This is a genomic window from Roseofilum capinflatum BLCC-M114, from assembly GCF_030068505.1.
Taxonomy (GTDB): Bacteria; Cyanobacteriota; Cyanobacteriia; order Cyanobacteriales; family Desertifilaceae; genus Roseofilum; species Roseofilum capinflatum.
The window spans coordinates 88,638-110,060 of record NZ_JAQOSO010000096.1; the positions used below are offsets into that span (position 1 = coordinate 88,638).

Here is a 21,423-nt window from a genome sequence, read left to right on the forward strand (position 1 = left end):
AATCTAAAGCTTGATCGTTCAAAAGCCTAGGGTTTTGAGGGCGATCGCCTGTGCATCTGGCATTTGTCCGTAACTGAACACATAAGGCACATCATTGGGCAGTTGGGGACGGAGAAATTCCAGGATATAAGGACTGCCATAAATGACCAAGGCTTGCAGAGTATCAGTTTTAAGCAAGGCTTCAAACCAGGCGATCGCCGTTTCATTCAACGTGGAACTGCCGCGAAATGGATGACCGCGAACGAATAATTGTAACAAGGTGGGCTGTAGACCTTGGGTGGGTAAACTGGGGGTATGACGGTCTACGAGCTGCAACGGATATCCCTTAGCTTCTGGGATCAGAATTGCAGGCGCGGGTTTAGCCAACACGGAGCAATCCAAGGCATTATCAACTACAATTAAATTGCGTCCTCCTTGGAGATTGAGGGGCAGATTACCGCCGGTTTCCTGGGCATCCTGAAGGACTGACTGCACGATTTTGCGGGTTTCTGGGGTTCCCAGAGCTTGGGGAAATTGCGGAGAATCAGGTCTCGGTTTAACTTTCTGTTTGGCTTGAAAAATGCGCTCTACGGAAGCTTGAATCCGTTCTGGGGCAATTTTTCCAGCTCGGACGGCTGCACAGACGGCGGCGATCGCCCCTGGAGGATCTTGGGGCATGAGCAGAATATCTACCCCCGCTTGCACGGCTAAAACGGCGGCTTCATTGCTGCCATAATGGTTGGCAATGGCTCCCATCACCAGAGCATCGGTGACAATTAAACCACTAAAACCCAACTCTTGGCGCAGTTTCTGGGTGAGAATTGTGGCGGATAAGGTAGCAGGATAGCGCTCATTCCAAGCGGGAATCTGCAAATGGGCGCTCATAATGCCATCGACTCCAGAGGCGATCGCACTCTGAAATGGGGGTAGCTCAATCTCGGCTAACCGCTCTTCTGAATGGGGAAGCACCGGTAATTCTAGATGGGAGTCTACTGCCGTATCGCCATGGCCGGGAAAATGTTTAGCTGTGGTTAAAATGGGATAGGATTTAGCGCCCTGAATATAGGCGGCGGTTAATTGACTGACGGCTTGTGGCGTTTCTGCAAAGGCACGGACATTAATCACCGGATTTTGGGGATTATTATTCACATCCACCACCGGCGCATAGAGCCAATTTAAGCCGATCGCCACTGCCTCTTGTGCTGTCCTTTCCCCCATCTGTTGGGCATAGTGGCGAGCGGCTTGGGGAGACTTTTCAGCGATCGCCCCTAGAGCCATAGGGGGAGGGAAATGGGTAGCGCCACTAAAGCGTTGTCCTACTCCTTCCTCCACATCTGCCCCCACCAACAGGGGAAAGGTTGCCCAACTCTGCAACCGGTTAATGCGATCGTGCAGTTCGGCAGCGCTTCCCCCAACTAATATCACTCCACCCACACCCCACTGGGCGATCCAGGATTTTAGGGTTTCATTGACGGGTTCCCAGTCGGGGTAGCGAATTTGATGATCGAACAAATAGCCACTTGCCCGAATCACGACCATTTGGGCAACCTGTTGTTCTAAGGACAGAGAAGCTGGATCGGGCAGATGAGAAGGATGGGTGGGATCTAACATGGCTCTACACCACAGCTTTACTCATTGTCTACTCATTGTCTTCAGTGGAGACACTATTTTCTGAGTCCTCGTGGGCATCATGTTCGTGGGAAATCTGGTTAATCAGATGCAACAGGCGATCGCCCCTTTCCAAAGAGCGATCTTCTAAAAAGATCACCTCTGGAGTGCGGCGTAACTGCATCCGATGGCCCAGTTCATAGCGAACATAGGAGGTTGCTGATTGCAATCCTTCCATGGTTTCGGCTTTTGCTTCTTCCGTCCCATAAATACTGACGAAAATTTTAGCATGTTGCAGATCTCCAGAGACATCCACATCCGTAACGCTGACCATACCCGCCCCTACTCGGTCATCTTTAATGCCATGAATCAACATCTGACCGACTTCGCGTTTAATTTGGGAGGACACGCGAGAGACACGACGACTGTTAGCCATAAGACCTCCTCCACATTTTGGGGTGATTAGCGGTTATCTTCTCTGGTTTGATGGTATCTTCACACCGGAGATAATCCTAGCATAGCCCGTAATGTCAGGGTTAGGAAGACAAAACCCGAAACTAAGAGTCCTAAAGTGGCGATCGCCGTTACCGGATTCTTAAACAGGGGCTGGACAGATTTGAATAAAAAGAAGAAAATACCCAGCGTAAAGGTAATCAAGTACCGAGGATAGCGCGATACGTTCTGAAAGAAGTCTCCCATGGGATAGATATTTTAAGTGTGCAACAACTCAACAGGTTTCTAGTTATTCTACCTTCAGTCTGAACGACCAACCAAAATTTTGGTCGCAGAATCAATCTATGTTAACGAACCCATCTGGAAGTGATGTAGTGTCCAAGATTAGCGATCGCGGCCAGATCTGCCATAATGCAAGCAAGAATAGACATATCACAGTTATGCCCAAGTCTCGAACCCTCTACGTTTGCAATCAATGTGGGGCAGAATTTTCTCAATGGTGGCGAAGCGATCGCCCTGAATGGACGATCAACAACCGGGTTAAATCACAGGACAACATGAACAAAGCTATGCTGTGAGGGTTTTTGGGGATAATGAACGATGCTCACTTGGCTACCTGGGAAGCGCTGTTCTAGGTCTGCTGCGAAGCGATCGACATTATGAACGGCTAGATCGGGGGCTTGTTCTAGACGACTGGGAGCAATATATTTGATATCATTCAAAAATAGGCTAAATCCACGGTTAGCCAACTGGGCCATTTTGTCAGTGAAGGCGCGATCAAATGATTCTTGATCTTTTTTCTTGGGACTTAATGAGCCAATGGAAAAAATCCAATCAAAGGTTTGTCCTGGGAAAGGATAGGATAAAAATTCACCACAAACAAATTCAGCTTGCGGATCGTGACCATAGAGCTGTTTAGCCACTCGATCAAACTCAGGCAAAAATTCCAAACCCACATATTTGCCTTGAAAGTGCTGTTGTTCTCGCAAAAATTGCAGAAAATAGCCCTGACCAGAACCAATATCTAAAACGCTTTGTATCTCTTGCCAATTGTGTTGAGGTAAATGACTAATACCTTGATAGAGCGATAAAGCTTTCTCTTCTGAACTCCAACGAGCAGCCATCAGAGAGCGATCGCCATGTTTCTCAATCGCCTTTTGGTAGAACTGTGTAATTTTTTCTGGTTCTGCTACCATTGCTGCTTCTGAGGCAGTATAGTTTTCGTTATTCATCATCTTCTATCCTTCCTTGCTCTGACGAGCGATAAGGGCCAGATCTGCCATAATGCAAGCAAGAATAGATATATCACAGTTATGGCTAAGTCTCGAACCCTCTACATTTGCAATCAATGTGGGGCAGAATTTTCCCAATGGTTCGGTAAATGCTCTGCTTGCAATAGTTGGGATTCGCTGATCGAACAGGTGAGCGGCCCGGTGACTCCCACGAACAACCGGTTGGGGTTGCTGAATCAGGAGTGGCGCAAGGATGGGGGGCGATCGCCGACCCAGAGCGGTCAACCTCGCGCTGCGATTACCCTGGATGCCATTTCCGATCAAGCGGTTTTACGGATGGATTCCGGGTTCTCGGAGTTAGACCGGGTACTCGGTGGCGGCATTGTGCAGGGGTCTTTGGTGCTGATTGGGGGAGAACCGGGGATCGGAAAATCGACGCTGCTGTTACAAATGGCTAATCAGCTCTCCCAACATTATGCGGTGTTATATGTATCTGCGGAAGAGTCGGGACAACAGGTAAAATTACGGGCAGCGCGGTTAGGAGTGGGGGAAGAGGAAGAAGAGGAGAAACCGAAACTCAAGCATGGATTTGATGCGGTCATCGAACCGAAGCCGAAGGGAAAGAAGGGAGAAAAGTCGGAGGAACCACAGTCAAATTTTTATCTATTACCGGAAACCGATTTAGAGGAAATTTTACGGGAGTTGGAAGCGCTCAAACCCCGTTTAGCGGTGATTGATAGTATTCAAACCATTTATTTTCCGTCTCTGTCGTCTGCTCCGGGTTCGGTGGCTCAGGTGCGCGAGTGTACTTCGGCGCTGATGCAGGTGGCGAAACGGGAAAATATTACGTTATTTATTGTCGGCCATGTGACGAAGGATGGCTCTTTGGCGGGGCCGAGGGTGTTGGAGCATTTAGTGGATACGGTATTGTATTTTGAGGGCGATCGCTTTGCATCTCATCGGTTGTTGCGCTCCATGAAAAATCGCTTTGGCGCAACCCATGAAATCGGCGTGTTTGAAATGGTCGCTCAAGGATTGGCAGAAGTACCGAATCCCTCGGAGTTGTTTTTGGGCAATCGGGATGAGAAGGTATCGGGAACTTGTACCATTGTCGCCTGCGAGGGGACGCGCCCGATTGTGGTGGAATTGCAAGCGCTGGTGAGTCCGACAAGCTACGGTTCCCCCCGTCGGGCTACCACTGGAGTAGATAATAATCGCTTGTTGCAGATTTTGGCGGTGTTGGAAAAGCGGGTAGGTATTCCTTTATCCAAGCTCGATACTTATGTGGCTTCTGCGGGGGGGTTAGGGGTAGAGGAACCCGCCGCAGATTTGGGGATTGCGGTGTCTGTGGTGGCTTCATTCCGCGATCGCCTCGTCGATCCGCGCACAGTGATTATTGGTGAGGTAGGTTTGGGGGGACAGGTGCGAGCAGTGTCGCAATTAGAACTGAGATTAAAGGAAGCCGCGAAGCTCGGCTTTAAGCGGGCGATCGTTCCCAAAGGGCAGTCTTTACCCGACTTAGGCTTAACCATTCTCCCGGTTGGGCGAGTTCTGGATGCGATCGTTTCTGCCATTCCCGTACAACCTCCCTCCGAAAATTCACCAGAGTCTGAATTGGAATTAGATGAATTAGACCTTTAAGTGTTGAGCTAAATGAGCAAAGGTTATAATGAGCTGAGTCTTCACTTTTTACTTGGTCTACCTGACCCACTCTAATCCTATTAAACGGAAACCATGCCTCAATACGACCTCTATCATCATGAAGTTAAAAATGCATTGAGCAAAGATGGCTGGTTAATTACTGACGATCCTTACACTTTAGAGTATAAAGGACTTCGTTTATATGCGGACTTGGGAGCGGAAAAATTATTGGCGGCAGAGAAAGAAGAACGGAAAATTGCGATCGAGATTAAAGTTTTTAACAGTATTTCACAAATCACAGAACTACAAAAAGCTATAGGGCAGTACAATATGTATCAAAGTATATTAAACCGTGTTAGCCCAGAGCGAAAGCTATTTTTAGCGATTTCAGAGGAAGTGTATAACGATTTTTTTCAGAAACCAGCGATTCAAGATATTATCAACGATCAAAAGATGTACTTAATGATTTTCGATCCAGAACAGGAGGTGATTTGTCAATGGCTCAACTAGAGAATAAGCTGGAGCATTATCGCCAAATTATTGCTCAGATTCTCCAAAATCACGGTCAATATAAACCGAGTCATGGAGACCTAGAAACGTTAATAGTTCAAGATGAAATTGGGAATAATTACTTATTACTCGATGCTGGATGGGATCGCACTGGACGGGTTCATGCAGTGGTTTTTCATCTGAGGATTCTTGATAATAAAATCTGGATTGAGGTAGATGGGACAGAAAAAGGAATTGCCTTAGAATTAATGGAGCTAGGCATTCCTCAAGAAGATATTGTTTTAGGATTTATTCGCCCCAAAAATCGCCATGTCACTAATTCTGTAGCGTAAGCGGCGAAGCTCGGCTTTAAAAGGGCGATCGCTCCCAAAGGTCAATCTTTACCCGACTTAGGGTTAATCATTCTCCCGGTGGGGCGGGTTTTGGATGCGATCGTCTCTGCCATTCCCGTACAAACTCCCTCCGAAAATTCCCCAGAGTCCGAGTTAGAGTTAGATGACCTAGACCTTTAATTGCCCTATTTAAAAAGGCTAGAATCATGGAACTTGAACGATTTGGGCGATCGTTTCCCCTAAACGAATAAAGTCTTTTGGATTGAGAGTCAATAAAACATCTACACCGACATTTACAGCGCTTTGCGCTGTATCGGTGGACAGTAGGAAAAGATCCCCCCTTGCCCCCCTTAAAAAGGGGGGAATAGGAAAGTCCCCCTTTTTAAGGGGGATTTAGGGGGATCAAGATGTCCCACATAACAGCGAAAACTGCTGTATAGCTGCTTGCGCGATCAATGCATCATAAATAGAACCTCCAGTCAAATTTAGACTAACCATGTTTGTCATCACAGCATGATAGTCTTTCGCTGCGAAAGGAACCGTTTCTAATCTCTCTAAGTTTTCTGTAATTAACTGTTGAGCTAAATGAGCAGAAATACGCGGTCTCAGGGGAAGACGAGTTAGTACAGAGTAAGTTTCTGCTAGAGTATGGGTAGCAACAAGCCCATCAATTTCTCGTATTTTTGCTCGATTGAGCCAATCAGCACAGGATTGATGATGGGGATGGCTCACTACAAACGCTGACACCAAGATAGAAGTATCAAACAGGACTTTTACCAATTCATTTGCTCCTGAATTCGTTCCTCTCGCAAAGCATGGATAATATCAAGGTTATCCGTTTTTTCTGAGTTCACGACTAGCACGCTCCCTTCATAGGAAAGGTTTGCTTCTTCGTGAATTGGGGTTAAGATAATCTTTCCATCTTGCACTTCTAAATGCAGAGAGGTGGCAATAGTTAAACCGAGTTTTTCCTGTACGGCTTGGGGCACTTGGATGCGTCCCCATTCATCCATCTGAACGCTCATAATTCTTAATCTTTTTGAAGACTTCAACAGGATTCACTATTTTAGCATAGGTATAAAAAGGAAGCCGAGCTTCGCGGCTTTAAGCGGGCGATCGCTCCCAAAGGGCAGTCTTTACCCGACTTAGGCTTAACCATTCTCCCCGTTGAGCGGGTTTTGGATGCGATCGTCTCTGCCATTCCCGTACAAACCCCCTCCGAAAATTCCCCAGAGTCCGAGTTGGAGTTAGATGACCTAGACCTTTAATTACAATACTTTTTCCAGGCGTTCAGCAATCCACACTTTAATCAAGGACTGTCGGGTGATTCCCAACCGTCTTGCTTCGCGATCGAGTGCTTGAATCATCCACTCTGGAAAATCAACATTTACCCTTTTTTGCGTTAACTCACCCCGTCGTGCTTGACTGAGATCGAGGTATTCAACAATATCTTCTTCTCCTCGGTCAAACTTTTCATCAAATGTCTTAGCTTTCATAAAGTTCTATCTCCTGTTTTCGTGAACGTCGAACTGAGATGATGCGTATTTTGCTCTCTCTGTAAGCAATAATAGCTGACCAGCATTTTCCTGCAATTTGCCCAATGACTAAAAAGCGAGGCTCATCCTCTGTGCGAGCTGGGATCTCTAACCGTTCTGGATCGTCCCAAAGTTCTTGGGCTTCTACAAAATTAATCCCGTGTTTTGATCTATTGCTTTCACTCTTGTTTTGATCGAATTCAAACTCCATTTTTATACCTATCAAGAAAATAATATCAAAACCCTAACTCTCTCCCCTATCAATCAAAAAACTCTCCAATTCATTTGCTCCTGAATTCGTTCCTCTCGCAAAGCATGGATAATATCAAGGTTATCCGTTTTTTCTGAGTTCACGACTAGCACGCTCCCTTCATAGGAAAGGTTTGCTTCTTCGTTAATTGGGGTTAAGATAATCTTTCCATCTTGCACTTCTAAATGCAGAGAGGTGCAATAGTTAAACCGAGTTTTTCCTGTACGGCTTGGGGCACTTGAATGCGTCCCCATTCATCCATCTGAACACTCAACAGTATGTCATTGCGAATGGAATGCAGTGGAATGAAGCAATCTCGCCTATCCCGGTAGACTCGGCGATCGCTTCCCTGCGATCGCCATGACAACTGTTTAGCCGGACTTGATATTATATCAAATCTATTTGTTTACGCTACAGATCTCTGTAGGGGCGTTTCACACGAAACGCCCCTACAGGGAATTTTTTGGACAATTCAATTTTTAAATCTGAGGAGCCGTCATCCCTTGAGCTAGGTGAGCGGGAACCTCTTCGAGTGCCACCGATGAAGATTCAACCAAGGTGGGGACAGCATTGCGTAACCTAGCTGTATACTCCACCGTAGTCGGATCGTAAATTTGGGTGACAATTTTCGGATAGAGTCCGATACCGATAATGGGAACCAACAAGCAGGCAATGATAAAGACCTCGCGGGGTTCCGAGTCTACTAACACCTCATGTTCGACTAACTCCTTGTTTTCTGGGCCATAGCATATTTCTCGCAACATGGACAACAGATAAATCGGGGTTAAAATTACACCCACAGCAGCCAGGAAGACTACCAGAACCTTAAAGGTGGAACTGTAGGCATCACTGGTGGTAAAGCCGATAAATACGGTTAACTCAGCCACAAAACCACTCATACCGGGCAGTGCCAAGGAAGCCATGGAGCAAGCTGTCCACATGGCGAACATCTTCCGCATCTTTTGACCGACTCCGCCCATTTCATCCAACATTAGGGTATGGGTGCGGTCATAGGTTGCACCAACGAGGAAGAATAAACTGGCTCCGATTAAGCCGTGGGAAATCATTTGTAGCATTGCGCCACTGAGTCCCAAGTTGGTGAAGGAGCCTAAGCCAATGAGAACAAATCCCATGTGGGAAATGGAAGAGTAGGCGATTTTGCGCTTCAGGTTCCGTTGAGCAAAGGACGTGAGAGCTGCATAGACGATGTTAACTACGCCGAGGATGACCAAAATGGGGGCAAAGACAGCGTGAGCATCGGGTAACATGCCAGCATTCATGCGGATGAGGGCATAGCCTCCCATTTTTAAGAGGATACCGGCAAGTAGCATGTGTACGGGAGCGGTGGCTTCACCGTGAGCATCTGGTAGCCAGGTATGGAGGGGGAAAACGGGAAGTTTGACGGCGTAGGCGATGAAGAGGCCAGCATAGAGGAATAGTTCCAAGTTTAGGTTATAGTCCTTAGCGGCGATCGCCTGCATATCAAACGTAACGGTATCCCCATAAAACGCCATCGCCAAGGCCACCAGCAGGATAAACAGGGAACCCCCAGCCGTATACAGGATAAACTTAGTCGCTGCATACAGCCGTTTTTTACCGCCCCAAATCGAGAGCAGCAAATAAACCGGAATTAACTCCAATTCCCAAACCAGGAAAAAGAGCAACATATCCTGAACTGCAAAAACGGCAATTTGTCCGCCATACATGGCCAACATCAGGAAGTAGAAGAGCTTGGGCTTCATGGTCACTGGCCAAGCCGCTAACATAGCCAAGGTGGTAATAAAGCCGGTGAGAATAATCAGAGGCATGGATAAGCCATCTGCACCCACCGACCAATTCAGGTCAATTTGGGGAACCCAAGCATATTTCTCGACTAATTGCAAATCCGGGTTACTTAAGTCATAGCCGGTGCAGAAGGCATAGACAATAAAGGCAAAGTCAATCAGTCCGACAATCAGAGAGTACCAACGTACTGTTTTCCCGTCCTCATCTGGAATAATCGGCAACAGCAGAGAAGCCGCGATGGGAAACAAAATAATGATCGTTAACCAAGGTAAATCAGTCATAAGTGCTTAGTAGGTAGAGGTGTCGGGAGGTGAGGAGATGGGATGGGGAGGATTGGGGAATGGGGAGATTGGGGGGATGGGATGGGGAGATGGGGAGATGGGGGGATGGCCTATTCCCTATTCCCCATTACCTATTCCCCATTACCTATTCCCCATTCCCTATTCCCCAATTACCCAATTCCAGAGAAGATCACTAATCCCAAAACTGCGCCAAAGACAATCAGAGCATAGAATTGGGCGCGACCATTTTCAAAATATTTGAGACCTTCACCCGTGATTAGGGTAACAAACCCGGTTAAGTTTACCGCACCATCGACGACTCGGAAATCGACTTCCATCACTTGCCTAGCAACCCGGCGCATTCCCATGACAAAGACGGAATCGTAAATCTCGTCAAAATACCATTTGTTGAGAGATAATTGATACAGGGGTTGAATGGATTTGGCGATCGCCCCTGGATCGATTTGACGGCTCAGATACATCAGTGAGGCCAGGGTAATGCCAATTAACCCTACACCAACCGAGCTGCCTGCCATGGGCAAAAATTCTGACCATTCAAACTCGGCTGCGGCTTCGGCCATATCGAAGGCTTCACCGGGAGCATGGATAAAGGCTTCAAAATAGTTAGCAAAGGGTGTGCCCACCCAACCCACTAACACGCTAGGAACCGCCAGCGTCATCAGGGCAAAGGTCATGGAGAGGGGAGATTCATGGGGACTATGGGCATGATCATGGCCATGGTCATCATGATGATCGTCATGGCCCGCAGAACCGGAAACACCCGCAGACTCGCGGACGAGTTCGCGAATGGCTTCATCATTACCCCTAAATTCTCCTTCAAACGTGGAGAAATACATGCGGAACATATAGAAGGCGGTAATTCCAGCCGTTCCCCAACCAATGGCCCACAGTAGGGGATTGGCAGCAAAGGCATTGCCAAGAATTTCATCTTTTGACCAGAATCCAGCAAAGGGAGGAATTCCACAAATGGCCAGAGTTCCGATTAAAAAGGTGGTGGAGGTAATGGGCATATATTTCCGCAAGCCCCCCATTAAGCGCATATCTTGGGCTAAAACGGGGTCATGGCCAACGACTCCTTCCATGCCATGAATGACGGAACCGGAGCAGAGGAAGAGCATGGCCTTAAAGTAAGCATGGGTCATCAGGTGGAATAAACCAGCGCTGTAGGCTCCGATGCCCATGGCCATAATCATGTAGCCCAGTTGGGACACTGTGGAATAGGCTAATCCTTTCTTAATATCGTTTTGGGTGATGGCGATGGTGGCCCCTAAGAAGGCGGTAAAGGCTCCTGTCCAGGCAATCACATCCATGGCCACGGGGGTATGCTCGAAGACGGGATACATGCGAGCGACTAAGAACACGCCAGCCGCGACCATGGTGGCAGCATGGATGAGGGCGGAAATGGGGGTGGGGCCTTCCATCGCGTCAGGAAGCCACACATGGAGCGGAAACTGGGCTGATTTGGCGACGGGGCCTAAAAAGACCAAAATGGCGAATAGACCGGCTAGAGCGCTCGATATCACGCCGTCTGAGACTAAATCGGCTAGGTTCTCACCCATGGCTTCAAACTCGAAGCTACCGGTCGCCCAATAGAGGCCGAGGATACCGAGGAGGAGGCCAAAGTCACCGACGCGGTTGACGACAAAGGCTTTTTGACAGGCTTCGGCGGCGGCGGGGCGATCGTACCAAAATCCGATCAGCAGGTAGGAACACATGCCCACCAATTCCCAAAATACATACACTTGCAGCAGGTTGGGACTCACGACTAACCCCAACATCGATGAGCTAAACAGGCTCAAATAAGAATAGAAGCGCACATAGCCAGAATCGTGGCTCATGTAGCCATCGGTGTAGATCATCACCAAGAACGCCACAGTGGTCACGATCGCCAACATCACCGACGTGAGCGGATCGATCACATAACCCATGGTGAGGTGAAAATCGCCAGCCGATGCCCAGTCTAAGGTGTAGGTATAGACTTCATGGCCTTGAATTTGGCTCCACAAGAGGGCAAAGGACAACACCATGGCAGCCCCTAACAGGGATACAATCACCACAGCATTGATTTGTCGTAAGTTATTCGTTGCTTTGTTGAAAGATATTAAACCCAGGCCAACCAGCATCGCGCCCAATAAGGGCAGTACGGGGATTAACCAGGCATATTCATAGAGGTATTCCATTGAAAATCAGCCTATCTGAAAATGTCCTATTTCTGGTTGAAAGTTCAACTACATTTTGTCCAACCGTGAGTCTGTCAGCAGATCTCACTCATTACAAGTGAGAATTCGCTTCTGACTCAATATTGTGGCATACCCCTTGCCGGGTTGGAACTAAAGATTATTTTAAGATCTGCTGGGAAGCCATTCCAATTTACCTCAATTATCAATGAAAACACGGGCTTGTTCCCTGTTCTGATTGAGGGTATGAATCACTTCTGCTTTGCTAATTCGCACCAGTTGATATACGCCTTGTTGATCCAAACGTTGGTACTGTTGGGGTTCAAATCCCATGTTGGTGAAGGTTTGTGGTTCTCCTAAAATCAGGATTGTGTTAGGCGTTTCCGGGTTTTGGATCAGGTTACCGAGGGTAACGAGGGCTTTTTGAGAATGATCGGCATAAATGACGGTACTTTGAGTATAAAAGGTGAGGCTGGGTTTCCAGAAGCCGACCATCACCAGAGGTTCGCTCGGTTGTCGGGTTTGGGTGACGGTTTGGGCGAGTTCCCGTAGGGGGAGTTGTCGCTGTTGATCCACGATCGCAGTGATGGGGGTAACCAGAAGGATCATAAAGGCGGCAAAGGCGATCGCATTCACAGTCCATAACCCGCGCCACCATTTTCCCAGGAGGGTGATGAAGAGGGCGATCGCCAGAATTGTATAATGCCATGCCAATTGCAAGAGAAAACCCGATTCTTGTAAGGTGATGCCTAAGTTGGGCATGGAGGGATCGTTACTCAGGAAGGGAGCAGCCAAGGGTGCAAGAGTCGCTAGGGCTAAACAGATAATGATATTGGCCACACCGCTCCAGAATAGTCCAGGGTTGGGGCGTTTGGAGTGAGCCGCTTCCGGTTCGCTCCACATGAAGGCGACTAGAATGCCGCAAGCTGGCATTACGGGGAGGATGTAGCTAGGCAGTTTGGTCACAGCAATGGTAAAAAAGACCAAAATGCAGATCAACCAGAAGAATGCAAACATCCGTAGATGCTGCCTGCGGGGTTGCCGTAACCAGGCGCGACGCTGCCAAAATCGGGTTTTGAACAGAGCTACAGGAAGATACACCGACCAGGGAAAAAAGCCGACGAACAGGGTGGGAATGTAAAAATACCAAGGTGCAGAGTGGTTATTGACGACGCGGGTAAAGCGCTCGATGTTGTGATAGCCAAAGAACGAATTCATATAGTCCCAACCATTGGCCAAAGTGACCAGGATATACCAAGGGAGAGTTAGGGAGAAAAACAGCAGTAAACCCGCCTTCAGGTTCATTTCTCCTAAGACCAGTTTCAGGTTGCCCATGTAGGTTAAAAAGCAGACAATGATTAGACCAGGCAAAACGATACCCACGGGGCCTTTGGTGAGGACAGCCAGAGTGCAGAAGATATAAAAGGCTTGATACCACAATTGTTTGCCGTGCCGCTTGGGGGTGGCGTAGGCAAAGAAGAAGGAAAATAGGGCAGCCCCCATGCAGGCACTCAGGAGCATGTCCGAGACTCCCATCCGCGCCCAGGCAATGGTTTGCACATTGAGCATGATCGCGGTTGCGCCAATGCAACCGGCGATCGCAAAGGGTGGGGTGGCTCCTGGGGAGCGGCCGAAGCGGCGTAGGGTGTAAAATCCAAACAAGCCCAAGGCGATCGCCGCCAGAGCTGAAGGCAGACGCACCGCCCAAGGGTTGACTCCCATCGCCTGATAACACAGAGCCATGGCCCAATAGATCAGGGGCGGCTTATCAAATCGGGTTTCGCCATTAAAATAGGGTGTGATCCAATCTCCCGTAACTGTCATTTGCCGCGCTGCTTCGGCAAACAGGGGTTCAGTTTCATCGACCAAACCCATACCGCCTAAGTCCCAGATAAAGGCGATAATACCGATGCTGATCAGCCAAACCAGGCAGATCGTTGAGGCGATCGCCGGTTTGAAGGGTTTTGGTCTCTTGGTGGGTAACGACTCCCCCATAACGGCTGCTCCCAAGTCCGTAGGTTATGCGATTCTCAATTTACCAAATCTGGGCGTTATTTTTGGGATTTGATATTAGACCAACCGATTCTGCTCACTTTACTGCTATATCTTGATCGATCACCCAAACTTGAGATCAAGCATACAGCGCTTGGCGCTGTTATGGTGTACAGTCTTAAAGGCTCAAAGCCATGTACCACAAACCTATTCCCTATTCCCTATTCCCTATTCCCTATTCCCTATTCCCTAGCGCGAAGCGCTATATTTCTGCGGTTGAGACAGACACCAGAGAAGGCGAGGACAGCGATCGATCAGATAATCAAATTGTTTACTCGATAGAGTTAAAAAAGAACAATCGGTTTGAGTAACCACTTTGTACCAAGGCTTTTCGAGAGCAGCAATTTCACCAAAATATTCTCCAGGGTTAAGCGTTAGGGTCTGGGCTTCTACTGTGTCGGGATGGTTATATAAAGTTACTTGACCCTCGGCGATCAGATAGAGTTTAGCTTGGTGGGGGTCGCAGACGTAAAGGGTGGAGTTTGCAGGGCGATCTTCTGGATAAAAAAGGGAGTTGAGTTCTTCTAATTCATCAAGGGATAGGATGTTCAATAGGTGGGTTTGTTTCAGGAAAAAGAGTTGGCTTAAAAACCAGTCTTGTTGGGGGATTTCTTCTTGTTGACCCGTTGCTAGGGATTGGGCAATCCTGCGAACGAGGGGGCTAGAGTCTTCTTCTAAGTGAGGAGGGATGAGATGGGGGGTAGGCGAGAGGATGAATAATGCACCAAGGCGTAACCAGCGATCGTTCTGTTGACTAAGTTGGTTGATTAATTCCGATTCGGATAAAACAGCATGAGAGACAGATGTTGGAGCATTATCCAATAGGGGAAGAATGGGACGGATAAATCGTTGATGTTTCAGGGACATCAAGGTTTCTAGGGCATTGGCTCGCAGACGAGCATCGGTTGTCGTCAGTAAAGGTTGAATCTGTTGAATAGTTTTTTGGTCATCCAGTACGGATAAAACATAAAAGACACGCCGAAGGACTCGTTGTTGATAGTCATCCAGAATAACCTTTAAAAACTTGGCATAGGGGGCATGGGAGTCAATACTTTGAATCCAGGAGGGGGTTTTGGCAACTGCTTTATAATCAGGTTTGAGGAAGTCATAGAGCATATTGAGGGCGCGGCGACTTCCTACTTTAGCTAGGGTGGCGATCGCCATTTCCACGACCTCATAGCGAGGGGAATAGAGATAGATACGAGCTACTTTTAAGCTGGCTTCCCCATAATTGGCTAAGGCTGTGGCTGCCCATAACCGGACTGCTAAACTTGAATGTTGCAGTCCCATGGCCACATCCAGCAGTAAATTGGGATTTTGGACAACGCCCATGACCTTAAAAGCTACTGCCCTAGATAACGGATCGATATTGGCGAGTTGGGTCGCGGCTAACTCTCCTAAATCTCTTTCTCCAGGGCGAGCAAGTAGGGCTAACACATCTAATCCTTGACGAGTCACCTGTAGGGAAGCCCCCTTTAAGAGCATTTGCAGATAGGGAATAAATTGGCGATTTTTGGTACTACGAATGGCTCGAATTAAGGTAAGTTTGGTGGTTTCATCGAGGGGAGTATTCCAAAAGATTTGGCAGGCCTGGTAAATTTGAGGATGTTGACTTTGCGCTTCAATAGAAGCTACACACAGAAGAGCTTGTTGTTGAAGATTGGGGTTTTGACCGAGGCTTTCTAACTGTTCATTGGTGAGTTTATATTTACTGGCAATAATTGCTTCTAGGGCTAACAGGCGTAGGGTTTGATCCTCACTTTTGAGAAAAGGCTCTAAAAAATCGAGCATCTGGGGACTGGGACAACTTTGGAAAAATTGAACCAGATGGCGATGAATCTCTGGGTGGGGATTGATGAATAGGGGTTGAATGTAGATTAAAAATTGTTCAGGTTTTTTCAGGCGAGAGGCAAGAGAAAGGGCGAGAATAATGTTTTGAAGATCGCCACTGATGAGCATCTCGATCACTTCAGTTTCGCAGCGTTTGGGTAATTGGGTTAATCCTCCTCTTACATCATCAAAGTGAGTGGAACCCGATCGCAATAAACTCAGCAGGGATTGTAGATAACTTTTACCCATACCATAGCGGACGATCAAAAAGAGTAAGCTAAAGCCCATACCCAATTGAGCAATTTGGGATAGACTGAATCGCTCTAATCCCCAGAGCAAAAGGCCGGCGGTGGCTAGACCGAGAGAGTAGAATAAGCCGTTGCTGATGGTGCGAATCCGGCCGACTAAAGGATAGGGAACGGCGTTATAGTTGAGGCTTTGAATGGGTTGATTAATGCTATCTTCAATGCCATTGGTATTACAATTGCAAATTATGGCAGCGATTAAGTTGCCTTGAGTTCCTAATCCGAGAAAGCTGAGAAAGGTGGTCATGGGATAAACTAAGTTCATTCCCATGACCCCAATCCGATTGAGCAGGGGTTGGGTACAGGTGTAGAGAATGACAAAGGGAATGATGCTGTTGATCATTCGCATGATGCCTAAAAAATGGGTCAGTTGGCGATCGCCCTGAAAGGTTTGGGTATAGATACTAAAGTAAAGAAACTCGCCAATGGTATACAGGAGAATAGTTAAAAAGGTGCTGGTGGCTAAGAAGCCAATGATTGGATAGTCTTTCAGGGTTCCTAAGCGGGAACTGGTAGTGGGAGGGTTGACGGAATCTGGGGAAGTTGAGGGTTCTATGGGGTTTTGGGTATGGTCGAGATAGAGCAGTTGAATAAAAACGATCGCATAAAAAAAGGGCAGAATTAAGATCAGATTTTCGGGTGTAATTCTTTGCGAGAGGATACTGATTAACCCTCCACCTAATAACCCCCCTAAAGCGGTTGCCATTCTCAGGGAGGGGGCGTATCGCTTCCAGTCTAGGGTGGTAAAGTAATCGGTGACTAAGCTGGGAAAGAGGACTTCGGTGACTAAAGTCCATTGAATATAGAAGCTGATGTAAAGGATGAAGTAAACCCAGGGGCGATCGAACAGAATCAATAGACGTAAGGCGATCGCCAGTCCGAGGGCAAGGATGAGAAAATATTGTAAGAGTCGGGGGCGATGGGTGCGATCGACGATTTGCGATAATCCCAGATATACCGGGATAGAAACCCCTCCCATGATCATATAGGACAGGGGCAGAGAGGATGGGCCGGCATGTTGTAAAAAGAGGGCACTTCCTAGGGTTAACCCAATGACACTAAAGTTCATCATGGAGATGGCCAGGAGGAACAGTTGTGTTAAACGGTTAATGGGCAATAGGTCATGGGGAATAGGTAATAGGTTGCCTTCAGGTCTACTCATTTCCCTATCTCCATGTTTGGGTGTCTGGGTGTTCTTCTATCTCCATGTTCCCCCATCTCCCTATCCCTCCCTCTGCCTAGCCATAATAGGAGGGTTCATTCCCTGGCTTCCACTTGATGTTACAACCAAGACTTGGCTTTTGCTCTGGGTTGACGGGTTGTCCGGCTAAGGTGGTTTCGATCGCCTGGCGCAGGTCTGTACCAGTTACGGGAATCTCGGTGCTGGGGCGAGAGTCATCGAGTTGACCTCGGTACACGAGACGGCGATCGCTATCAAAGAGGAAAAAATCGGGCGTGCAAGCAGCCGTATAGGTTTTCGCCACTTCTTGGGTTTCGTCATAGCAAAGGGGAAAGGTAAAGCCTAATTCTACAGCCATCTGTTTGAGTTGTTCCGGAGCATCATCGGGATATTTCACCGCATCATTGGCGCTAATCGCCACGATTCCCAAGTCCGTCTCCTGATAATCTTTCCCTAAGCTTGATAATTGGCTCTGAATATGTTTGACAAACGGGCAATGTTTACAAATAAACATCACCAACAGGGCTTTGTTCTGGGCAAAACTCTCTAAAGAAATAATTTCTCCAGAAACCACATCTGGGAGTTGAAAGTTGGGCGCTAGAGTGCCTAACGCCAACATGGTTGATTCGGTTCTAGCCATAGGGATTCAATGCACAAAGTCGGTTGAACTGACGTTCATTGTACAAGTCAATCCCCCATTCCCCCACAGAGGGCATGTCAGGTTTTAACTTCGGTCAACTTGGGCCAGAATTTCTGCTAGGATTTCTCCTGCACCACGTCCCCGCAGTTCTTCAGCCAAACTCGTACCGAGTTGTTCCGCCTCTTGGCAACTACCAGTAATTTGGTCGCGGATGAGCTGTTGACCGTCTAAACTGGCGACCATACCGACTAAGGTGAGGCGATCGCCCTCAATGGAGGTATTCACGCCAATGGGAACCTGACATCCTCCTTCCAAACTCCGCAGAAACGCCCGTTCTGCCAAACAGCGATAGAGTGTGGCTTCATGTTGGATCGCCTGAATAATGTCCAAGATTTCCGTATCTCCCTCCCGGCACTCGATACCCAATGCACCTTGTCCGACTGCATGGAGAGAAATATCAGAGGGAATCTCTTGTTGAATGCGATCGCCCATTTCCAAGCGCTTTAAACCGGCTGCCGCTAGAATGAGAGCATCATATTCCCCATCATCCAACTTTTTCAGACGAGTATTCAAATTTCCCCGCACATCCTTAAACGTCAGTTTCGGGAAATGATGGCGCAGTTGGGCTAAACGTCGCAGGGAAGACGTACCCACCACCGCACCATCGGGGAGGGTTTCCAATTTCTTATCCCCATACTTCCCATTTACCACCAGTGCATCGGCTGGGTTTTCCCGTTCTGTCACACAACCGAGAACCAAACCTTCCGGTAAATTCGTGGGTAAATCTTTCAGCGAATGCACAGCCAAATCTGTTTGTTTAGCCAGCATCCCCACTTCCAGTTCCTTTGTAAACAACCCCTTATCGCCAATTTTCGCCAGGGGTACATCCAGGATTTTATCCCCTTGAGTACTCATGGTTTCAATTTCAAATTGGGTATGGGGATGATGGGCCTGGAGTTGAGCTTTTACCCATTCGCTTTGAACCAGAGCGAGTTGGCTTTTACGGGAACCCAGGCGTACAGTTCGGGTAGCGGTAGCAGAGGAGGTCATTAATGATAATTCTTATTGCACATAGACTGACTTGATCTAGAGTACCAGGAATGGGAAGGCAATAGGAGAAGTCAGGTTATATGGTTCTACCCGTTGCAAGAATCGCATGAACTCGTTAGCATTTCCCATTAACAGCACACAGCCCTCTATTGATATGATGGCTCCAGTTGAGGCCAGAGGGTAAGGGTAGGAGCTATGGTTGAAAAACTGATGAGTACGGAGCTATCCACTAAAGAACTCACGTTTCAACCGGGTTATGGGGTGGCTCAGTTTGAGGTGAAGGTACTCAACCAGGGCGATCGCTTCGCCAGTTTTCAGCTAGAGATTATCGCTGCGGGGGTTCCTCCCCAGGATGAGCGCACTTGGTACAGTCTCTCTCCAGAAGTCAGCACCAAGAAGCCTCCCGGAGATTTGACCCGGTTTATTGTGGAAATTCACCGCACCCCAATTTTAGGGTTTGTCGGTCTGGTTAATCTCACCATCCGTATTTTTTCCCTGGAATTGGGAACGGAAGAACGGCATATCCTGCGCTTGCGGGTGCAAAAAGGGATCGGTGAACTGCTGATCCAGGCTGAACTCCCCAACTCTAAGCTCAAAGGGTATCCCAATAGCGATCTAGAGCTTCCCATAAGGCTCCTGAATCCGGGTCAGAAAGAGATTACAGCCCTGATCGCTCTCTCTAGCTCCTATTCTTGGTTAAACCGCTCTCCTGTCCCCCTGAGCTTGCCTCCGGGACAATGGATGGATTACAGCTTAGTTTGCTATGTACCAGATTTTGAAGAGGCGATCGCCAGCATCTCCTACTTAGCCGACATCAAAATTACACACCCCGATGGCCCCCCGACCCAACTACAAGCCGCCATTGAAATTCTTCCCCAAGGTGAAATTCGCTTTGAAATTCCCCAGCCAGAGCAAACCCTCCCTCAAAAACGCCGTTGGCTCCCTTCCTGGAAATCCACCCCAGTGATGTATCCCTTAGAACTGGATAATCAGAGTAATCAACGGTGTCAAACGACCATCGATTTACCCCTAGAGGAGAAGGACAACCGAAACCCACTGCAACTGGAACTGTCACCCCCAGAACATACCCTCAACCCCACCGAAACCCAAACCTTTGATCTGAGGGTAGAAACCCAACGGCCCTGGTTAGGATGGGTGCGGGAGCGTTTGATTCCCATTGAAGCCAACGTTTTGCCTGTGGGGGCTGCTTCATCTATCGGCATAGGAGCGGTTTTGAAACCCGCCCCGACAACGGCATCTGTTCCCATCATCGATCGCCAACAAACCCTAATGTTAAGAGTCTTTCCTATCGTGCCCCGATGGTTACAGGGACTGTTGATTTTAGGCTTGGCTTGGGTCTTCTGGTGGTTTATTTACGGACAATATTATTATATTCATCACAAAGGGCCTGTCATGACGGTACAACTGAATGGCTTAGGCGATCGCGTTCTCAGTGGCGGTATCGATCAACAGGTCAGAGACTGGATTATAGAAGGGAAAAAACTCGAATTTATCGACATTCGCGCCCTGGCCGATAAAGCCGTTCGTACCGTCAAATATCGCCCCGTCGATAACAATCAAATGGCCATGGGCTTAGAAAATGGAGAGATTCAACTGTGGGATTTATTATCCTATGAAGAAATGCCGGTGCGATCGCTCGTTTATCAAAAAGACGACCGGGTAATGGATCTCGAATTTACCCCCGACTCCCGCTATTTATACAGTGGTCATGGGAGCGGACTTCTGGCCAAATGGTATATCGGCCAAGACTTTGAGCAAATCCAAAACGTTAACGAACCCGAATTAACCCAAACCTTTGAATTCGCCATTTCCGATCTCGCCTTTGTCGGTCAAGGTGCAGAAACCTTAGCCATTGCCGGTCGATTTAATCAACTCATCCTCTGGAATACCGCAGACAATTCAACCCAAACCGTTGATATTTCCGATCCCGATACCGCCACCGGCCAAGACAACTACATTACCAGTTTAGCCACTGCTGAAAAACGTCCCTTTCTCCTCGCCGTTGCCGATAATCAAGGCAGTATCAGTATTTGGAATTTACGCCCTTGTCTAGAACCCGGTTTAGGAGCAGGAGCCAATCCCCCTTGTGAACTGCTCGATCGCTGGGACAATAGTCATGAAGGTGAAGCCGTGCGCTCTATCGCCTTCAGTGCCGATGGTGCATACCTTGCCAGTGTCGGCGATGATGGTAGACTCATCCTCTGGCCCCTCAGAGACACTGGAGAGCGCTTAAGTAAATATCTTAAAGGAAAGGTTATATCCAACCATTCCCAATCCCTCAATACCGTAGACTTATCCCTAATCCCCTCTCGCAGAAATAGAAGTGGTTCCCAACTGCAAATCGTCACCGGAGGCGATGATGGCAAAGTTAGACTCTACCAGGTGCAGTCCATTCGGGATTGAGAGAATAAATAACCAATTACACAATATCGCGTACCGGCTGTTAGAATTCATAACCAGAGGAACCCAGTTTCTGGAAGATGGCTTCTTGTTTCAGTCAGAATTGGTGGTTTTCGAGATCCCCATATTGATAAAAGTGGT

General features: G+C 47.9%; 19 protein-coding genes and 1 pseudogene. 5 read left to right on the forward strand and 15 right to left on the reverse strand.

Annotated features, from left to right (window positions below):
* Positions 1 to 18 precede the first annotated feature (18 nt).
* The 4 genes from PMG25_RS18565 to PMG25_RS18580 form a co-directional block, all read right to left on the reverse strand.
* On the reverse strand, positions 19 to 1,590 hold the full coding sequence (locus PMG25_RS18565) for a glycoside hydrolase family 3 protein (RefSeq protein ID WP_283768384.1): 1,572 nt from the start codon (positions 1,588 to 1,590) through the stop codon (positions 19 to 21).
* Between the two features lie 28 nt (positions 1,591 to 1,618).
* Positions 1,619 to 2,023 carry a 30S ribosome-binding factor RbfA gene (gene rbfA / locus PMG25_RS18570; protein ID WP_283768385.1) on the reverse strand — a complete coding sequence of 135 codons (405 nt, stop codon included), beginning with the start codon at positions 2,021 to 2,023 and terminating at the stop codon, positions 1,619 to 1,621.
* Between the two features lie 59 nt (positions 2,024 to 2,082).
* A complete protein-coding gene (locus tag PMG25_RS18575) occupies positions 2,083 to 2,286 on the reverse strand; it encodes a DUF751 family protein (RefSeq protein WP_283768386.1) in 204 nt (67 codons plus the stop codon).
* A gap of 299 nt (positions 2,287 to 2,585) precedes the next feature.
* Positions 2,586 to 3,272, reverse strand: coding sequence for a class I SAM-dependent methyltransferase (locus PMG25_RS18580; RefSeq protein ID WP_283768387.1), 687 nt, complete (start codon positions 3,270 to 3,272; stop codon positions 2,586 to 2,588).
* 81 nt (positions 3,273 to 3,353) lie between these two features.
* On the opposite strand from PMG25_RS18580, the gene radA reads away from it, so the two are divergent.
* The 4 genes and pseudogenes from radA to PMG25_RS24535 all read left to right on the forward strand — a co-directional run.
* Positions 3,354 to 4,913, forward strand: coding sequence for a DNA repair protein RadA (gene radA / locus PMG25_RS18585; RefSeq protein WP_283768388.1), 1,560 nt, complete (start codon positions 3,354 to 3,356; stop codon positions 4,911 to 4,913).
* A 93-nt stretch (positions 4,914 to 5,006) separates the two neighbouring features.
* Positions 5,007 to 5,423 carry an element excision factor XisH family protein gene (locus PMG25_RS18590; RefSeq protein WP_283768389.1) on the forward strand — a complete coding sequence of 139 codons (417 nt, stop codon included), beginning with the start codon at positions 5,007 to 5,009 and terminating at the stop codon, positions 5,421 to 5,423.
* Entirely contained in the window at positions 5,411 to 5,755 is a 345-nt protein-coding gene (locus PMG25_RS18595; RefSeq protein ID WP_283768390.1) for a XisI protein, read from the forward strand. Before PMG25_RS18590 ends, PMG25_RS18595 begins: the two co-directional genes overlap by 13 nt.
* Positions 5,756 to 5,935: pseudogene (locus PMG25_RS24535) on the forward strand (DNA repair protein RadA); the annotation flags it as partial.
* Between the two features lie 222 nt (positions 5,936 to 6,157).
* Here PMG25_RS24535 and PMG25_RS18600 read toward each other — a convergent pair.
* The 11 genes from PMG25_RS18600 to hemC all read right to left on the reverse strand — a co-directional run bounded on the left by PMG25_RS18600 (position 6,158) and on the right by hemC (position 18,861).
* Positions 6,158 to 6,535 carry a PIN domain-containing protein gene (locus PMG25_RS18600; RefSeq protein WP_283768391.1) on the reverse strand — a complete coding sequence of 126 codons (378 nt, stop codon included), beginning with the start codon at positions 6,533 to 6,535 and terminating at the stop codon, positions 6,158 to 6,160.
* The gene (locus tag PMG25_RS18605; protein WP_283768392.1) at positions 6,529 to 6,780 is read right to left on the reverse strand and encodes an AbrB/MazE/SpoVT family DNA-binding domain-containing protein; all 252 of its coding nucleotides are present in this window, start codon (positions 6,778 to 6,780) and stop codon (positions 6,529 to 6,531) included. Before PMG25_RS18605 ends, PMG25_RS18600 begins: the two co-directional genes overlap by 7 nt.
* Before the next feature lie 243 nt (positions 6,781 to 7,023).
* Positions 7,024 to 7,251 carry a type II toxin-antitoxin system BrnA family antitoxin gene (gene brnA, locus PMG25_RS18610; RefSeq protein WP_283768393.1) on the reverse strand — a complete coding sequence of 76 codons (228 nt, stop codon included), beginning with the start codon at positions 7,249 to 7,251 and terminating at the stop codon, positions 7,024 to 7,026.
* Entirely contained in the window at positions 7,241 to 7,501 is a 261-nt protein-coding gene (locus PMG25_RS18615) for a BrnT family toxin (RefSeq protein ID WP_283768394.1), read from the reverse strand. Before PMG25_RS18615 ends, brnA begins: the two co-directional genes overlap by 11 nt.
* A gap of 53 nt (positions 7,502 to 7,554) precedes the next feature.
* Positions 7,555 to 7,794 carry a hypothetical protein gene (locus PMG25_RS18620; protein WP_283768395.1) on the reverse strand — a complete coding sequence of 80 codons (240 nt, stop codon included), beginning with the start codon at positions 7,792 to 7,794 and terminating at the stop codon, positions 7,555 to 7,557.
* 225 nt (positions 7,795 to 8,019) lie between these two features.
* Complete coding sequence (locus PMG25_RS18625; protein ID WP_283768396.1) at positions 8,020 to 9,606, reverse strand: NAD(P)H-quinone oxidoreductase subunit 4; 1,587 nt, start codon at positions 9,604 to 9,606, stop codon at positions 8,020 to 8,022.
* Between the two features lie 170 nt (positions 9,607 to 9,776).
* Positions 9,777 to 11,807, reverse strand: coding sequence for an NAD(P)H-quinone oxidoreductase subunit 5 (locus PMG25_RS18630; RefSeq protein ID WP_283768397.1), 2,031 nt, complete (start codon positions 11,805 to 11,807; stop codon positions 9,777 to 9,779).
* A 195-nt stretch (positions 11,808 to 12,002) separates the two neighbouring features.
* Positions 12,003 to 13,799, reverse strand: a complete 1,797-nt coding sequence (locus PMG25_RS18635; protein WP_283768398.1) for an ArnT family glycosyltransferase — start codon at positions 13,797 to 13,799, stop codon at positions 12,003 to 12,005.
* Between the two features lie 246 nt (positions 13,800 to 14,045).
* Complete coding sequence (locus PMG25_RS18640) at positions 14,046 to 17,153, reverse strand: cyclic nucleotide-binding domain-containing protein (RefSeq protein ID WP_283768399.1); 3,108 nt, start codon at positions 17,151 to 17,153, stop codon at positions 14,046 to 14,048.
* Positions 17,154 to 17,229: 76 nt separating this feature from the next.
* On the reverse strand, positions 17,230 to 17,811 hold the full coding sequence (locus tag PMG25_RS18645) for a thioredoxin family protein (RefSeq protein ID WP_283768400.1): 582 nt from the start codon (positions 17,809 to 17,811) through the stop codon (positions 17,230 to 17,232).
* Positions 17,812 to 17,895: 84 nt separating this feature from the next.
* The gene (gene hemC, locus PMG25_RS18650) at positions 17,896 to 18,861 is read right to left on the reverse strand and encodes a hydroxymethylbilane synthase (RefSeq protein ID WP_283768401.1); all 966 of its coding nucleotides are present in this window, start codon (positions 18,859 to 18,861) and stop codon (positions 17,896 to 17,898) included.
* A gap of 195 nt (positions 18,862 to 19,056) precedes the next feature.
* Between hemC and PMG25_RS18655 the strand changes: the two genes are divergently transcribed.
* Positions 19,057 to 21,285: a WD40 repeat domain-containing protein gene (locus PMG25_RS18655; RefSeq protein ID WP_283768402.1), complete on the forward strand. Its 2,229-nt coding sequence runs from the start codon at positions 19,057 to 19,059 to the stop codon at positions 21,283 to 21,285.
* The last annotated feature ends 138 nt before the right edge of the window (positions 21,286 to 21,423 follow it).

Bases quoted from the DNA above. Each gene is read 5' to 3' on its own strand.
- PMG25_RS18565 (WP_283768384.1), bottom strand. From the start codon at position 1,590: ATGTTAGATCCCACCCATCCTTCTCATCTGCCCGATCCAGCTTCTCTG.
- rbfA (WP_283768385.1), bottom strand. From the start codon at position 2,023: ATGGCTAACAGTCGTCGTGTCTCTCGCGTGTCCTCCCAAATTAAACGC.
- PMG25_RS18575 (WP_283768386.1), bottom strand. From the start codon at position 2,286: ATGGGAGACTTCTTTCAGAACGTATCGCGCTATCCTCGGTACTTGATT.
- PMG25_RS18580 (WP_283768387.1), bottom strand. From the start codon at position 3,272: ATGAATAACGAAAACTATACTGCCTCAGAAGCAGCAATGGTAGCAGAA.
- radA (WP_283768388.1), top strand. From the start codon at position 3,354: ATGGCTAAGTCTCGAACCCTCTACATTTGCAATCAATGTGGGGCAGAA.
- PMG25_RS18590 (WP_283768389.1), top strand. From the start codon at position 5,007: ATGCCTCAATACGACCTCTATCATCATGAAGTTAAAAATGCATTGAGC.
- PMG25_RS18595 (WP_283768390.1), top strand. From the start codon at position 5,411: ATGGCTCAACTAGAGAATAAGCTGGAGCATTATCGCCAAATTATTGCT.
- PMG25_RS18605 (WP_283768392.1), bottom strand. From the start codon at position 6,780: ATGAGCGTTCAGATGGATGAATGGGGACGCATCCAAGTGCCCCAAGCC.
- brnA (WP_283768393.1), bottom strand. From the start codon at position 7,251: ATGAAAGCTAAGACATTTGATGAAAAGTTTGACCGAGGAGAAGAAGAT.
- PMG25_RS18615 (WP_283768394.1), bottom strand. From the start codon at position 7,501: ATGGAGTTTGAATTCGATCAAAACAAGAGTGAAAGCAATAGATCAAAA.
- PMG25_RS18620 (WP_283768395.1), bottom strand. From the start codon at position 7,794: ATGGGGACGCATTCAAGTGCCCCAAGCCGTACAGGAAAAACTCGGTTT.
- PMG25_RS18625 (WP_283768396.1), bottom strand. From the start codon at position 9,606: ATGACTGATTTACCTTGGTTAACGATCATTATTTTGTTTCCCATCGCG.
- PMG25_RS18630 (WP_283768397.1), bottom strand. From the start codon at position 11,807: ATGGAATACCTCTATGAATATGCCTGGTTAATCCCCGTACTGCCCTTA.
- PMG25_RS18635 (WP_283768398.1), bottom strand. From the start codon at position 13,799: ATGGGGGAGTCGTTACCCACCAAGAGACCAAAACCCTTCAAACCGGCG.
- PMG25_RS18640 (WP_283768399.1), bottom strand. From the start codon at position 17,153: ATGAGTAGACCTGAAGGCAACCTATTACCTATTCCCCATGACCTATTG.
- PMG25_RS18645 (WP_283768400.1), bottom strand. From the start codon at position 17,811: ATGGCTAGAACCGAATCAACCATGTTGGCGTTAGGCACTCTAGCGCCC.
- hemC (WP_283768401.1), bottom strand. From the start codon at position 18,861: ATGACCTCCTCTGCTACCGCTACCCGAACTGTACGCCTGGGTTCCCGT.
- PMG25_RS18655 (WP_283768402.1), top strand. From the start codon at position 19,057: ATGGTTGAAAAACTGATGAGTACGGAGCTATCCACTAAAGAACTCACG.